The following is a 14,503-nucleotide window of genomic DNA, read 5'->3' on the forward strand; positions in this document are numbered from 1 at the left end:
TAATTAATCCGCAATCAACACCACTTTCATGGCTTGATTTTCAGATGCATGTTTGAACACATGATACGCTTCTTCCAATTCACTGAATTTAAAGCGATGGGTAATCATTTTGGTATAATCTACCGAGCTGGTCGAAATCGCTTTCAGCAGCATTTCGGTGGTATTGGTGTTCACCAAACCGGTGGTAATGGCAAGGTTTTTGATCCACAGTTTTTCCAGTTTGAAATCAACCGGCTGACCGTGTACACCAACTACCGCGATATGGCCGCCCGGTTTCACGATTTCTTGACACATGTCCCAAGTAGCCGGAATGCCGACTGCTTCAATCGCGCAGTCTACGCCGTCCTTACCAACAATATCGAATACTTGTTTTTCCACATTACCAGAGCTTGGATTAATTAAATGGGTCGCCCCCAACTCTTTTGCCATTTTCAGACGGTTTTCGTCCATGTCGCAAACAATCAATACTGCAGGACTGTAAAGCTGTGCGGTCAACAAAGCCGACATACCCACAGGACCGGCACCGGCGATAAATACGGTATCACCCGGCTTTACATCGCCATATTGCACACCGATTTCATGTGCGGTCGGCAGGGCGTCACTCAACAACAAAGCCACTTCATCATTTACCGAATCAGGCAACGGAATCAAGCTGTTGTCGGCATAAGGCGTGCGCACGTATTGGGCTTGTGTGCCGTCAATCATGTAGCCCAAAATCCAGCCACCATTACGACAGTGTGAATAGAGTTGTTTTTTACAGTTGTCGCAAGTACAACATTTGCTTACGCAAGAAATGATAACCTTGTCGCCTGCCTTGATATTTTTTACAGCCGAACCTACTTCCTCTACAATACCTACACCTTCATGACCGAGAATGCGGCCATCGGCAACTTCCGGATTTTTACCTTTCCAAATGCCTAAGTCAGTACCACAAATTGTGGTTTTAACGATTTTTACTACCGCATCGGTCGGGTCGATAATTTCAGGGCGCGGCTTTTCTTCAAAACGGATATCGTTCGCTCCGTGGTACACCATAGCTTTCATAGTACAGCTCCTTTTATTGTTTGATGAAACGAAAAAAGATGAAACTTCACATTACAGTATACCTTATTTATAGTCCTACTACTGATGAAAGTCAATTTCAGTTTTGCCAAATGTTATAATATATCACCCTGTTTTTAAACTATTTTTGATACAACGCAAACCCTCCTGATTTAATCTGAAGCCATGCCCCAACCCCCTACTTTTTCAGACCGCCTTATTCAATGGCAACGCCAACACGGCCGCCATCATCTACCTTGGCAGACCCAAAACCCCTACACCGTTTGGTTGTCGGAAATCATGCTCCAGCAAACGCAAGTGGCCACCGTATTGGATTATTATCCACGCTTTCTGAACCGCTTTCCTGATGTTGAAAGCTTGGCCAATGCTGCCGAAGATGAGGTTTTATCACTATGGGCAGGCTTAGGCTATTATAGCCGCGCACGTAATTTGCACAAAGCTGCCCAGCAAGTGGTAAAACAATTCGGCGGCGAATTTCCGCAAACGCGAATCGAATTGGAAACCCTATGCGGCGTCGGTCGCAGTACTGCCGCCGCCATTTCCGCCTTTGCATTCAATCAGCGTGAAACCATATTAGACGGCAACGTCAAACGTGTGTTGTGCCGCGTATATGCACTTGACGGCAATCTGCAAAACAAGAAATTTGAAAATCAGCTCTGGCAGCTTGCCGAAAGCCTGTTGCCGCCTAAAAACAACGATATGCCCGCTTATATCCAAGGCTTGATGGATTTGGGTGCAACCGTGTGCAAACGCACCAAACCACTTTGCCACGAATGCCCGATGAACGACATTTGCCAAGCTAAAAAGCAAAACCGCATTACTGAATTGCCGCGAAAAAAAGCAGCAGTCGAGGTACACACCCTGTCTTTGTATTGGCTGATCGTACGCAACCAGGATAATCAAATCCTACTGCATAAACGCCCGACCAAAGGCATTTGGGGCGGCCTGTATTGTGTGCCGTGTTTTGAACACTTAACAGGCTTATACCAATACACCCAAGAAGCCCTAAATCTCGATTTAGACAGCCTCAATGAAGAAGCCGCGTTCACACACCGCCTGACCCATCGTCTTTTGATGATTACCCCGTTTACCACAGACGAAAGGCCGTCTGAAAAGATTTCAGACGGCCTGTGGGTCGCACAAGAAGATTTGGCCGCTTATGGTTTACCCAAACCCTTATTGAATTATCTCAATCAAGCACAAAAAAGCTTATTTTAATGTTGCGGGTTCACCCCAATAAAAAGGCCGTCTGAAATATTTCAGACGGCCTTTGTTCAAACTTATTTTACTGACAAAACAGATTTTACGGTTGCAACCACATTGTCTGTGGTGAAGCCAAACTCTTTAAACAGCAATTTTGCCGGAGCTGATTCACCGAAGCGGTCGAGGCCGACTACTTTACCGTTTAAGCCGACATATTTGTACCAACCATCGGTCACGCCTGCTTCTACTGCGACGCGCGGCAGATTGGCCGGCAATACGCCGGCTTGGTAAGCGGCGTCTTGGCGGTCGAACACGTTGGTTGACGGCATAGACACTACGCGCACGGCGATACCTTCTTCAGCCAAAGCAGCTTGCGCATTCAAGGCCAATTCGACTTCCGAACCGGTGGAGATGATCACAGCTTTAGCCTCGCCTTGTGCTTCGCTGATCACATAGCCGCCGCGTTGGATGTTGTTCAATTGTTCATCGCTGCGTTGCAGGAACTTCAAGTTTTGACGGCTGAAAATCAGGCTGCTCGGGTGATCGGCAGCTTTGACTGCTTCTGCCCATGCCACCAGCGATTCGGCGGTGTCGCAAGGGCGCCATACGTCCATGTTCGGAATCAGGCGCAAGGTGGCAGTTTGCTCGACCGGTTGGTGTGTCGGGCCGTCTTCGCCCAAACCGATGGAATCGTGGGTAAACACGAAAACCGGGTTGATTTTCATCAGTGCCGCCATGCGCAAGGCGTTGCGTTGATATTCACTGAACATCAGGAAGGTGGCGCCGAAAGGTTTCACGCCGCCGTGCAGTGCCATACCGTTCATGATGGCGGCCATGCCGAACTCGCGTACGCCGTAATGCACATAATTGCCCCCGTTTTGAGCAGTAACGGCTTTGCTGTGTGACCAGTCGGTCAGGTTAGAAGGAGTCAAATCTGCCGAGCCACCAACAAATTCCGGCAATACTTTGGCCAAAGTTTCGATGCTGTTTTGGCTGGCTTTGCGGGTAGCGATGGTTTCGGCTTTGTCGCACACTTCTTTCAAGGCTGTCTGAACATAAGCGTTGAAGTCTTTCGGCAATTCTTTTTCCATGCGGCGTACGAATTCGGCAGCTTCTTCAGGGAAGCGGCTTTGGTATTCAGCAAACAGTTTGTTCCATTCGTTCTCCAATTGGGCGCCTTTTTCTTTGGCATCCCAACCTTCATAAATTTCTTGCGGCACTTCAAACGCGGCATACGCCCAGCCCAAATGTTTGCGCGTGGCTTCGATTTCTTCTGCGCCCAATGGTGCACCGTGGGTTTTGTGGCTGCCTTCTTTGGTTGCGGCACCTTTACCGATTAAGGTTTTGCAGCAGATGATAGAAGGCTTATCTGTTTGAGCGCGTGCAGCGTCAATGGCCGTCTGAATCGCAGCGGTATCGTGACCGTTGACATTCGGGACAACATGCCAGCCGTAGCTTGCAAAACGTTGCGGAATATCTTCGGTAAACCAGCCGTCTACTTTACCGTCGATGGAGATATTGTTGTCATCATACAAAACAATCAATTTGCCCAAGCCCAAAGTACCGGCCAAAGAGCAGGCTTCGTGAGATACGCCTTCCATCAAGCAGCCGTCGCCCAAGAACACGTAGGTGTAGTGATCGACGATCTCCAAACCGTCTTTATTAAACTCGGATGCCAAGATTTTCTCCGCCAAAGCCATGCCGACTGCATTGGCAATACCTTGACCCAACGGACCGGTAGTGGTTTCCACACCATCGGTGTAGCCGTATTCCGGGTGACCGGGGGTTTTACTGTGAAGCTGGCGGAAGTTTTTCAAATCTTCAATAGAAACATCGTAACCGGTCAGGTGCAACAGGCTGTATAAAATCATCGACGCGTGACCGTTAGACAACACAAAGCGGTCACGGTTGTAGAATTTCGGATTGGCGGGATTGTGGTTGAGATATTGCGTCCACAAAACTTCGGCCATTTCAGCCATGCCCATCGGCGCACCCGGATGGCCGGAGTTGGCTTTTTGTACCGCGTCTGCGGAAAGGAAGCGGATTGCGTTTGCCAGTTGTGACATCAGTACCTTCTTTCTTTTAAAGATGTGAATGTGGGGAAACGGTTTGAATTATCGCTTTATTTTCCAGGGCTTTCAAGCACAGTATTGCGACAAAACCAAAGGCCGTCTGAAAACCATGCAGAAAATTTTCAGACGGCCTCTACACTCAATATATGGTTTTACGGTCTGCATTGAGTGTAGAGGCAATATCGTCGGCCAAACGTGCGCAATCCGCCAAATCGAGATTGCTGAACTAATGCGCACCGAACCGCTTTTACCAAAGTGAAATGCTGCACAACTTTGCACCGCCCAGCCCTTTGCTGCCAAAAACTGAATCACCTGCACTTCATTGACCACCGGCAGCCAAATATGGAAACCTTCACCATTTTTGCCCAAGAGAAAAATGCCGTGTTGATTCAAACATGCAAACAAGGTTTAACGGCGGATGCGATAGTTTTCTGAAATTTTATACATAGCCTCCCCTTCCAGCTGCCGCCACAGTTGCCAAGTCAAATGTTGCAGGATTTTGCTGATCCAACGCGACCCCAAGGTGAAACGCTTTTTCATGGCATGCAGGATATTGCTGTTGCCGGCCGCAATCGCTATGCGTGCATCGGTGCCCAGAAATTTGCTGGTAGACGTGGTGTATATCCATTCACCTTCAAAACCTTGCATGCCGTGAAAAGGCTGCTGGCTTAAAGCCGCCCAATGGTCATCGACAATCAGCAAGGCAGCACGCTGATTCAAAAATGCCTGCCATTGCTGCCAACGCGCGCGGCTGTAATTAATACCGGTCGGGCTATGCGCCCGCGGCGTGAGAATCACCACAGAAAAATCATTGATCAATGGCTCAGGTATCACCGCCCTCTCATCATCCATCCGTAAAGACACGGCTTCTAACCGTAAAGTAGCCAACAACGCAGGCAGCGGCGGCCAGCATGGATCTCCAATCAAGACTTTACTGCCGCTGATGCAGCGTTGCATGAGAATACGCTCGATAATATCCAAGCTGCTAGAAAGCAACATCAATTCGCTCTCAATGCCGATATATTCGGCCAACCATTTTTTTAAAAATTTCATCAATTCAGGATGGTCGCCATAATTACCCATATCGGCATTCAAGCTGTAATGATCGAACAATTCCGGCGTCAGCGGCAACAAGCGGCGATCGACATTGCCCGAAGCCAAATCGACCAAACCCCGCGGAACAGCGGTTTCGCTGTGAAGAATTTCAGTTTTATGCGGTACAAAACTGCCGCAGCTGCCATCGGTATGGATGATGCCGGCTTCACGCAATTGTTTATAAGCGGCTGATACCGTATTGGGATTAACACCTATCAGCTAAACTGCGCACCGTCGGCAAACGGTAGCCTTCAGACCACACTTTGCGGCGGATAAGCTGTTCAATGGATTGAGCAATATTGGCAGCGGTATTGCCTTTAGGCTTCAATTGATTCATACAAATCTTTTTTTGTATCAGTTCAAAAAACATTTTTTGTATCAGTTCAAAAAACATTAGATGAATTTCTAAATATCAGCAAGCAGTTTGGTCGGCAGGAGCAGTAGAAAATGTTATGATTACAAAGTTCCCGCTGCAAACATTTTTCAGATTGCCTAGGCCGTCTGAAATGGATTGCAAAACACACCACCATGATCAAAAAATATTATATTAATATTTATTAAGGAACAAGCTATGTCTGCCGAAGAAAAACCAACCCCGGCCGCCGAACATCATGTGAACGAGCCGCAAGCCGAGCCTAAACAATACAGCCAAGCGCAAGCCAAAACGGAAAAATCAGCGCCGCCGACACCTGCCAAACCGAAATCGGCTGCGATTCAAATTCATCCGGTGGGCGAACGTATTCACCCGAAAAAAGCCGAAGGCCGCTTTGCCAAACTGCGTATTGCCGCAGTATTGGCCACGCAATTCGTATTTTACATCATTCCATGGTTTAACTGGTCTGACCGCCAAGCGGTATTGTTTAACATTCCCGAGCGCCATTTCTATATCTTCGGCTTGTCTCTGGGCATGGGCGACTTGATTTACCTGGCATTATTGCTGATAATTTGCGCCTTCGGCCTGTTTTGGTGGACAACCATCGCCGGCCGCTTGTGGTGCGGTTATTCTTGCCCACAAACAGTTTATACCGAAATTATGCTGTGGATTGACAACTCAGTCGAAGGCGACCGCAACAAACGCCTGAAGCTGGACAAATCGCCGTGGAATTTCACCAAAATCCGTATTAAAACGACTAAATATCTGCTAATTTTCCTGTTCTGCGCTTGGACAGGCATTACCTTTGCCGGTTGGTTCACGCCGATTCGCGAATTTGTACCGGCTTTGTTTAACGGCTCGGCAGGCGGCGGGGCTATGTTTGCCGCAGCCTTCTACGGATTCATGACCTTCTTCATGGCGCACATCATGCGTGAAAAAGTGTGTCTGCACATGTGCCCTTACGCCCGCTTCCAAAGCGCCATGTTTGACAAAGACACGCTGATTATTTCTTACGATTACGAACGCGGTGAGCCGCGTGGTGCGCGTAAGAAAAGTGTTTCGCGCGAAGAAACCCCGCTGGGTGACTGTATCAACTGTAATATGTGCGTACAGGTATGTCCGGTCGGCATCGACATCCGCGACGGTCTGCAATACCAATGTATCGGTTGCGCCGCCTGTATTGATGCCTGCGATGAAATCATGGATAAAATGAACTATCCGCGCGGCCTGATCCGTTACACCACTGAAGGCGCATTGGAACATGAGTATCCTGAATCCGACATCAAGAAACGCTTGAAGCGCCCACGCGTAGCCGGTTACGGCGCAGTATTGGCCGTCGTGATTATTGCCTTTATCACCGGTATTTCTACCCGCAAAATGGTTGAAGTGGATATCTTGAAAGACCGCGGCGTAATGGTTCGTGAAAACAACCAAGGCTGGCTGGAAAATGCGTATAATCTGCGCATCATCAACAACAGCGAATATGACCAAGTTTTGACCGCAAGCGTCAAAGGCTTCGAAGAAATCACATTAACCGGCTTACCGGAAGAAGGCTTGAAACTGCCTGCCCGTGAAACCATCACGATTCCGGTGCAAGTCTCCACCATTCCGGAATATGCCGACAAAGGCAGCCACCCTATTGAATTTACCTTCGTTTACCAAGAATCAGGCAAAGCCGATTCGGATAAAGTGGTGATTGAAGAAGAAGCAACCTTTATCGGAGAGTAATGTGCCACAGAAAAAAAATGTCCAACCTTGGTATAAAAACTTCTGGCCGTGGTTTCTGATGGTCGGCCCGATTTTTGTGGTGATTGCCAGCGTATCCATGTTTTTTGTTGCCAAGCAAAACATGACCGACTTGGTATCCGACGATTACTACAAAGACGGCAAACACATCGGAATTGAATTGCATCGCGATGAAGAAGCAGTCAAACGCCACATTCAGGCGCAGGTATTGATCAGCCCGGATATGGATAAAGCCAAAGTATTTGTCAGTGGCGATTTCGATACTAAGCAGCCGGTTCAACTGCAATTGATGCATCCGGCCAAAAAAGCGGAAGACCAGACCATCACGCTCAAAGCAGTGGAAAGCAACGGAGCTGCCGACCGCATGGAATACGAAGCCGTATTCAAACCTTTACCTGTCACCAATCACTGGTATGTGCGTGTAGCTGACACAGCCGGTATCTGGCGCGTGGAAAACAAATGGATCACCAGCCAAGGTAATGCCATTAATCTGACCCCGATGGATAAACTCTTCGGTACGGATAACGGTCAGTAAAACTCAAGGCCGTCTGAAAGAAAATTTTTTCAGACGGCCTTTTAACATCTGTAATTTAGGCAAACTTTAACGAGGCTTATTTTTTTCAAACGGCCTTCTCTTTAAAATTCAGCTACAATCCACCATATTACGCCGTATGTTTCACTCCAACACCCATCCATGAACCAACCCAAGTCCAACGGTTTACGCCAAAAACTTCCCAACCGCCAGCAGATTTTCTCATCGCGCTGGAGCAAGCCTTTTGCACCACTGTTTGACAAACCCTATTTCTGGACGCTCAACCGCCGTCAAGCTGCGGTATCGGTGGCGGTCGGGATGTTTTGCGGCTTAATGCCCGGCCCCACCCAAATGCTGAGCGCACTGATTGTTGCCTATTTCTTGCGTACCAACCTGCCGGTGGCCGTGTTCAGCACGCTTTACACCAACCCTATTACCTATATGCCGCTCTACTACACCGCCTATAAAATCGGCTCGCTGATTTTGGGTGTGGAAGCAGCAGACTCGCTGGAATTCCCAAGCTGGTCGGATACACATTTTTTCAGCGAGCTTGGTACTTGGCTGTTGGGCGCGGGCAAACCTTTGTTAGTCGGCGTACCGGTTTTGGGTTCTATTTTGGCCGTAATCGGCTACGTCGCCGTATTGGTCGGCTGGCGATTGCGCACCCAATATCATTGGCGCAAACGAAAGGAAGCGCGTGAGTAAACATTGGCGACGCTTGACGGCAAACGAAGTCGAATTGGCACGCCGTGTTTTTTCAGACGGCATTGATTATGCCCGCGTCAAAATCTATCGCGGCATTCCCTATCTACCCGATATCAATGTGGCCATTGCCCCCAACGGCAACGTTTACTTCCCACGCCAAAACTGCCCTGCTGATTTCGCGCTGGCCGGCCACAGCTATCAAATGTGGCTCATTCACGAACTTACCCATGTTTGGCAGCATCAGCTCGGTTTCAAAACATGGTGGGCCGGCATATTGCTGATGGCAGTCGGCGGCTATGTGCGCCGCAAAGCCTATGTTTATCCTCCGCCACACGGCATCGAACATTTCAGCGACTTAAATATGGAACAACAGGCCGACCTACTCGCCCATTATTATGCCGCACGCTATTTGCCGCATAATCCCCATAGCCACCACCTGCACGCTTTTCAGACGGCCTTACATGCATTTTTAGACAACCCATTGCAGCGACAATTACTACCTCACTACCGAAACTTCAGCATCATCTAACCTACCCTGCGCAGAGCTTCGTGCCGGAATTTTTACCCTCAGAGATTATCGGTAGCCGATGAAATTCGCTATAATAGCCAACTTGATATCAAGCGAACCACCAGCCTACCGAAAAGGTCGCCCCAATGCCTTGGAATATTCCCATTTTTCTCACCTGGATGCGCGTTTTGCTCATTCCGGTATTTACCATACTTTTTTATCTGCCGGAAAACTGGGCAGATCCTCAAACCGTCAACTGGACAGCCGCCATTATCTTTGCCGTGGCTGCTATTACCGACTGGTTTGACGGCTTTTTAGCACGCCTGTGGAAACAAACTTCCGACTTCGGCGCATTTCTCGATCCTGTTGCCGACAAACTCATGGTTGCCGTCGCCCTACTGCTGCTCGTTAGCCTTGACCGTACTTACGTTATCTTCGCCATGATCATCATCGGTCGCGAAATCACCATTTCCGCACTACGCGAATGGATGGCACAAATGGGACGGCGCAACAGCGTGGCCGTCGCCACCATCGGCAAATTAAAAACCACCGCGCAAATGGCTGCCATCTTATTGCTGCTCATCGGCTTACCTAATTTCCACGGCTTCGACTTAATCATGATTGGTAACATATTGATGTTTATTGCATCCGTGCTCACGATTTGGTCGATGTTCTATTACCTGAAAATGGTTTGGAAAGAAATGGCGCAAAAAAGTTGAAAAAAATGATGCAAACAGCTTGACGATTGGAATCAAATCCATAATAATAGCGTCTTCCTTGTTACGGCGTGTAACAATCAGTATTAAATTTGAGCGGGAATAGCTCAGTTGGTAGAGCGCAACCTTGCCAAGGTTGAGGTCGCGAGTTCGAGACTCGTTTCCCGCTCCATTCAAATTTAATTAAATGCGGGAATAGCTCAGTTGGTAGAGCGCAACCTTGCCAAGGTTGAGGTCGCGAGTTCGAGACTCGTTTCCCGCTCCATTCAAATTTAATTAAATGCGGGAATAGCTCAGTTGGTAGAGCGCAACCTTGCCAAGGTTGAGGTCGCGAGTTCGAGACTCGTTTCCCGCTCCAAATAACAAAGTTGTTTGAAATAAAGCAACTTTTTTATTATGGCGGGATAGCAAAGTGGTTATGCAGCGGATTGCAAATCCGTCTACGCCGGTTCGATTCCGACTCCCGCCTCCACTTTCAATAGTTTTATTCCGATAAAACTATTGCCCGGGTGGTGAAATAGGTAGACACAACGGACTTAAAATCCGTCGACCCTAAACAGGTCGTGCCGGTTCGATTCCGGCTCCGGGCACCAATAATTCATTTAATTACTGATACTTACGAATTTAAATCCTTATTGAGGGCAGCCTATTTTTTTAAGCTGTCTTTTTGCTTTGTGCCTTATCTGTGTCAAATAGTACATTTCCTGTATCAACATGGTTGACTAAGTCATGCAGAACTTGCGCGTGTTGATGTAAATGCTCAGGCGAAAGATGAGAGTATCTTTGAACCATGGCAAGTGTCTTCCAACCACCCATTTCTTGAAGTACCCTTAGCGGAACACCACGCTGAACAAGCCAGCTTGCCCAAGTATGGCGCAAATCATGCCAAGTGAAATCTTCTATTCCTGCTTCCTCAAGCGAACTTTTCCAATATCGGCTATTTATATCCGTTATCGGCTTACCTCGCTTATTCACAAAAACAAAAGTTTCATGCCTTCCTATTTGACGTTCCAATACCGAAACTGCTGTTTGGTTTAGCGCAACACCTAACGCCTGGCCAGCTTTCATTTCATCAGAATGAAACCAACAGACCTTCCTTTCCAAATCAACCTGATTCCACTTCAATCCCAAGACATTAGCCTGACGAAGTCCGGTATTTAAGCTGAAAATGATTAGATCAGCAAAATATCGTGGCTTCGCAACATCTATCAATCGTTGAGCCTCTTCAGGTTTTAACCAGCGAATACGCCCATTATCCTCCTTATACTCTTCAATATATGGGGCTTTCTCTAACCACTCCCACTTATTGACGGCAGCACGGAGAATTGAACGTATTAGCGAAAGGTATCGGTTTTTGGTACTGTTTTTACAAGGTAGTTTCGCAACTATGCTATGTATCAAATCGCGGTCGATATGATGTAAAAAAACACCTCTCAGCTGTGTAAGGGTGTTAATTTTGGCCATATCGTCCGCTATGGTTTTTTTATGCGATTTTTCTTGAATCCAACGTAAGGCAGCTTCATCCCAAATCCGCTTAGGCTTTTCGCCTAGCTGAGAAATACGCCATGCTTCATATTTGAGTTTATCCCTCAATTCTTCCGCTTCACGCTTTTCTTTTGTTTGAGCAGACCGTCTAACTCTTTTACCGCTGGGTGCGATAAAATCGATATACCAGATACCGTTACGTTGGTAGATTCCGCTATTGCTTTTATTGTTAGGCATTTTTCTTCACTCCTGCTTTCGAGTGATGCCTGCACCTGAACATTCTCCAATGTGATTATAAAATCGTCAAGTGCGGCTTGGGTAATACAATAAGCACGCCCAGGTTTACTTGCCTTTAAGCGTCCTTGCTTTATATAGCTGCGAATTGTGTCAACATGGCATTTACAATACTCAGCAACCTCTTCAGCGGTATAACTTTTCATAAGCTACCCTTTTCGCATAATTTCGTAAATCTCATAATCCGCGTTTTCAAGCCATAACGACAACTTTTTAAGAGCCGCATACCGTTTGATGCGCGGCTCCAACATCAGGAAACTGTCCGGACCGATATAGAAAATCAGGCAGAGATAACCCTGCCTGTCCGTATCGAGCGGAACCAGCCGGTAGTGCGGAAACCGGTCTTCCGTCGGAACAAACGACGGATTGACTTTGACCGTAGCTACAACTGCCTTTTCTTCTATCAGCATGGCTAACCTCTCAAATAAATTTCAGTAACAGGCTCAACAAGCAGAAAACCAAAAAAGCAGCCAGCCAAGACCGGTTCGTCTTGGCGGCAATTTCGTCTGCCAACGCCTTGTTCTGAGCCGCAATCTTCGGCTGCATGGCCGCATAAATACGGCCTTCGGCATCTTGAAGCTGCCCGTCGCTTTTGGCCAATAAGTCTGCCAAAATCTGCTCCCGATAGGTTTTTAACTCTTTCGCCGCCGCCACCGTTTCTTTCAGCGCATCGTCCATTTCCGCCGCGTACTCGGCCAAGCTGTGCCGAATGCCGATACGCTGCTCTTCAAACAAGGCTTTCAGACGGGCTTCCTGCACCAACAGAATAGCGATAACGGGGTCATCTGCCGTCAACTTGATGCCTGAAACGCGGAATACATCGTTAATGATGGCTTCTACATCTGCCTGTTTAGCCATATCACGCCTCTTGTCCGTTCGGTTTTACTACGGTTTTTGCCGGCTCCGTCCCGGTAGCCAAGAACGGGATTTTGTCCAGTTGTCCGTACAATTCACGTTGCACGGTTTTGAGGCGTTGACGCTCCATGATGCCGAACGACCGGATGGCCTCGTCAAAAGTCAAACTGTTGCTGACCATCACTTCGATGTCTTTACCGTAGGTATCGGGATTGCGCAGCCCCAAGTTGATCATGCCGATAATTTTCGATTTATGTTCCTGATAGACAGGCAGTTCCGTGAACCCTTTGCCGTCCGGTGCTTTGATTTCGCCTTTGTATTCGTTGAGCCAAACCACAATATCGGCATCAATCCCTTCGGCGGTCTGTTTCAGGCCGGACAGACAGTCACGCAAATCCTGCCCGCCCGTTACCGGCACATGCAGTACCAGGCGTATTTTTTCTTCTTTCAGCAACTCGTCAACATGGTTTTCTGCGATGTACGACATCAGCGGCACAAATGTAGCCGCGCCGTTATCCACCACACCGATACCTTTTTCATTGATGATTTTTTCCATCAGCCCGTCAAACACACGGGTGTTGATGGTATTGTTTTCCGTCAGAATCTTAACCATTTCGGGCTTGAGTTCCTTAAAGCGGCTAAACGTCTTATTGACAGGATCGGTGTCAAAGCAATGGACAGTATCATTAGCGGCTTTGGCTTTCAAATACTGGGCAAGAATCGTTGAAGACAGCGACTTACCGACACCGCCTTTACCTTGCACGATGAAATGGACTTCTTTCATAGCATAAACCTTTCGTTTTGTTTGCGTATGTTTTTCACAAAAAGAAACCTGCTCGTCCGAACAGGCTTTCGTTTGTAAAAAAAGCCGTCTGAAAATTTCAGACGGCCTGTACTTATCGGACCAATTCCGACAATTCGGTCAATTTGTTTTCATAACATCTGTATCGGCAATGTTCGCTTTCCGTCCATGCTCTCCAGCGCAATTCGTCATCAGATAACGGCGCAGCCTGTTTCAAATAAACCTCCAAATCTACCGCGCGGTTCATCGTACGTTGAAACGGAAACGACACACCGTTGCGGTGTTCCAAAATACCGGCCAGCGTATAGCGTGCCATTTTATCGAAGAAGCCTTCGATAAAGCCCAAACCCTGTCTGGCCACATTACGCGCATATTCCGACATATAGCGTGGCGAAAACGACAGCGCGTGATAAGCGGATTCGGGATTGTTGCCGGCCAGTTCGATAACTTCGTCAAACCATGCTTCGCCGACGGCGTAGGCTTCGCCCCAATCGTACAGCCCCCTTTCATCGACAGGCGGAACCCAGTTGATCAGCCGTCCCTGTCCGTCCCGTCGGGTAAACGACAGGTCTTCACGGTTGCGGATTCGGCGTTTGACTGTGGCGGGGAGCCGTTTCTTTTCAGACGGCCTTTGCGCTTGATGCAGCTTTTTCTCGCACTCGATGAAATAGCGGCGTGCGGCGCGGCCTTGTTCGTTGCGCTCGACCATCGCCAGTTCTTTGGCCATGTCCAGCGTGATGTGGTATTCGGTTGCCGCTCTGCCTCCTTTGGGTTTTACTGAATTTTTAGTAAAACTCAAAAAGTCTTGATTTTCCTGAAATCCGTACTCGTTAATACGGTTTTTAATCCAGTCGTTAAAACGACTGGATACCTGCAAAAATCCGTGCAGTTTGCGCGCATCGCAAAGCAAGGTTTCGGAATCGGAAAGTTTGCCGCTGAATACGGGAATGAGGTTTTGATTGTTCATTGCTGAACTCCTAACGTTTTAGTTTCAAATTGCCCACTTAGTGGGTGGGCGGGCTTCAACTACCGACGTTAGACGGCGGAACTTATTC

At 48.0% G+C, this 14,503-nt stretch carries 16 protein-coding genes and 5 tRNA genes; 11 read left to right on the plus strand and 10 right to left on the minus strand.

The genetic code is table 11. From position 1 onward, the window contains the following. Positions 1–3 precede the first annotated feature (3 nt). Positions 4–1,044: a zinc-dependent alcohol dehydrogenase family protein gene (locus ACFPVS_RS00810; RefSeq protein WP_096294872.1), complete on the minus strand. Its 1,041-nt coding sequence runs from the start codon at positions 1,042–1,044 to the stop codon at positions 4–6. 183 nt (positions 1,045–1,227) lie between these two features. Between ACFPVS_RS00810 and mutY the strand changes: the two genes are divergently transcribed. Continuing rightward, positions 1,228–2,280: an A/G-specific adenine glycosylase gene (gene mutY, locus ACFPVS_RS00815; RefSeq protein ID WP_123803961.1), complete on the plus strand. Its 1,053-nt coding sequence runs from the start codon at positions 1,228–1,230 to the stop codon at positions 2,278–2,280. 62 nt (positions 2,281–2,342) lie between these two features. Here mutY and tkt read toward each other — a convergent pair whose 3' ends face one another. The 3 genes from tkt to ACFPVS_RS00830 form a co-directional block, all read right to left on the minus strand. Beyond that, complete coding sequence (tkt, locus tag ACFPVS_RS00820; RefSeq protein ID WP_096294870.1) at positions 2,343–4,331, minus strand: transketolase; 1,989 nt, start codon at positions 4,329–4,331, stop codon at positions 2,343–2,345. 414 nt (positions 4,332–4,745) lie between these two features. After that, positions 4,746–5,606 carry an aminotransferase class I/II-fold pyridoxal phosphate-dependent enzyme gene (locus ACFPVS_RS00825; protein ID WP_232507518.1) on the minus strand — a complete coding sequence of 287 codons (861 nt, stop codon included), beginning with the start codon at positions 5,604–5,606 and terminating at the stop codon, positions 4,746–4,748. Between the two features lie 31 nt (positions 5,607–5,637). After that, on the minus strand, positions 5,638–5,769 hold the full coding sequence (locus tag ACFPVS_RS00830; RefSeq protein ID WP_232507517.1) for a GntR family transcriptional regulator: 132 nt from the start codon (positions 5,767–5,769) through the stop codon (positions 5,638–5,640). Positions 5,770–6,003: 234 nt separating this feature from the next. On the opposite strand from ACFPVS_RS00830, the gene ccoG reads away from it, so the two are divergent. The 10 genes from ccoG (at position 6,004) to ACFPVS_RS00880 (ending at position 10,605) form a co-directional block, all read left to right on the plus strand. Continuing rightward, positions 6,004–7,533 (plus strand): cytochrome c oxidase accessory protein CcoG, encoded by a 1,530-nt coding sequence (gene ccoG, locus ACFPVS_RS00835; protein ID WP_096294869.1) that lies wholly within the window; start codon positions 6,004–6,006, stop codon positions 7,531–7,533. Between the two features lies 1 nt (position 7,534). Further along, complete coding sequence (locus ACFPVS_RS00840; protein WP_096294868.1) at positions 7,535–8,086, plus strand: FixH family protein; 552 nt, start codon at positions 7,535–7,537, stop codon at positions 8,084–8,086. 159 nt (positions 8,087–8,245) lie between these two features. After that, entirely contained in the window at positions 8,246–8,788 is a 543-nt protein-coding gene (locus ACFPVS_RS00845; protein ID WP_123803959.1) for a DUF2062 domain-containing protein, read from the plus strand. Then, positions 8,781–9,317, plus strand: a complete 537-nt coding sequence (locus ACFPVS_RS00850) for a type IV secretion protein Rhs (protein WP_123803958.1) — start codon at positions 8,781–8,783, stop codon at positions 9,315–9,317. Before ACFPVS_RS00845 ends, ACFPVS_RS00850 begins: the two co-directional genes overlap by 8 nt. A 125-nt stretch (positions 9,318–9,442) precedes the next feature. Next, on the plus strand, positions 9,443–10,015 hold the full coding sequence (gene pgsA, locus ACFPVS_RS00855) for a CDP-diacylglycerol--glycerol-3-phosphate 3-phosphatidyltransferase (RefSeq protein WP_096294867.1): 573 nt from the start codon (positions 9,443–9,445) through the stop codon (positions 10,013–10,015). A 93-nt stretch (positions 10,016–10,108) separates the two neighbouring features. After that, positions 10,109–10,184 (plus strand) — tRNA-Gly (locus tag ACFPVS_RS00860). A gap of 17 nt (positions 10,185–10,201) precedes the next feature. Further along, positions 10,202–10,277 (plus strand) — tRNA-Gly (locus ACFPVS_RS00865). A 17-nt stretch (positions 10,278–10,294) separates the two neighbouring features. After that, a tRNA-Gly gene (locus tag ACFPVS_RS00870) sits at positions 10,295–10,370 on the plus strand. Between the two features lie 40 nt (positions 10,371–10,410). Beyond that, a tRNA-Cys gene (locus ACFPVS_RS00875) sits at positions 10,411–10,484 on the plus strand. Between the two features lie 31 nt (positions 10,485–10,515). After that, positions 10,516–10,605, plus strand: a tRNA-Leu gene (locus ACFPVS_RS00880). Between the two features lie 61 nt (positions 10,606–10,666). Here the strand turns inward: ACFPVS_RS00880 and ACFPVS_RS00885 are convergent. The 6 genes from ACFPVS_RS00885 to ACFPVS_RS00910 form a co-directional block, all read right to left on the minus strand. Continuing rightward, positions 10,667–11,707: a tyrosine-type recombinase/integrase gene (locus tag ACFPVS_RS00885; protein ID WP_123804003.1), complete on the minus strand. Its 1,041-nt coding sequence runs from the start codon at positions 11,705–11,707 to the stop codon at positions 10,667–10,669. After that, a complete protein-coding gene (locus ACFPVS_RS00890) occupies positions 11,602–11,937 on the minus strand; it encodes a helix-turn-helix domain-containing protein (RefSeq protein WP_096294866.1) in 336 nt (111 codons plus the stop codon). Before ACFPVS_RS00890 ends, ACFPVS_RS00885 begins: the two co-directional genes overlap by 106 nt. A gap of 3 nt (positions 11,938–11,940) precedes the next feature. After that, positions 11,941–12,201, minus strand: a complete 261-nt coding sequence (locus ACFPVS_RS00895; protein WP_096294865.1) for a lipopolysaccharide heptosyltransferase — start codon at positions 12,199–12,201, stop codon at positions 11,941–11,943. 10 nt (positions 12,202–12,211) lie between these two features. Then, positions 12,212–12,649, minus strand: coding sequence for a hypothetical protein (locus tag ACFPVS_RS00900; RefSeq protein WP_096294864.1), 438 nt, complete (start codon positions 12,647–12,649; stop codon positions 12,212–12,214). A gap of 1 nt (position 12,650) precedes the next feature. After that, positions 12,651–13,430 carry a nucleotide-binding protein gene (locus ACFPVS_RS00905; protein WP_157742697.1) on the minus strand — a complete coding sequence of 260 codons (780 nt, stop codon included), beginning with the start codon at positions 13,428–13,430 and terminating at the stop codon, positions 12,651–12,653. A 112-nt stretch (positions 13,431–13,542) separates the two neighbouring features. Then, positions 13,543–14,415 carry an antA/AntB antirepressor family protein gene (locus ACFPVS_RS00910; RefSeq protein ID WP_096294863.1) on the minus strand — a complete coding sequence of 291 codons (873 nt, stop codon included), beginning with the start codon at positions 14,413–14,415 and terminating at the stop codon, positions 13,543–13,545. Between the last annotated feature and the right edge of the window lie 88 nt (positions 14,416–14,503).

This window comes from Neisseria weixii (assembly GCF_042658245.1).
GTDB classification, from domain to species: Bacteria; Pseudomonadota; Gammaproteobacteria; order Burkholderiales; family Neisseriaceae; genus Neisseria; species Neisseria weixii.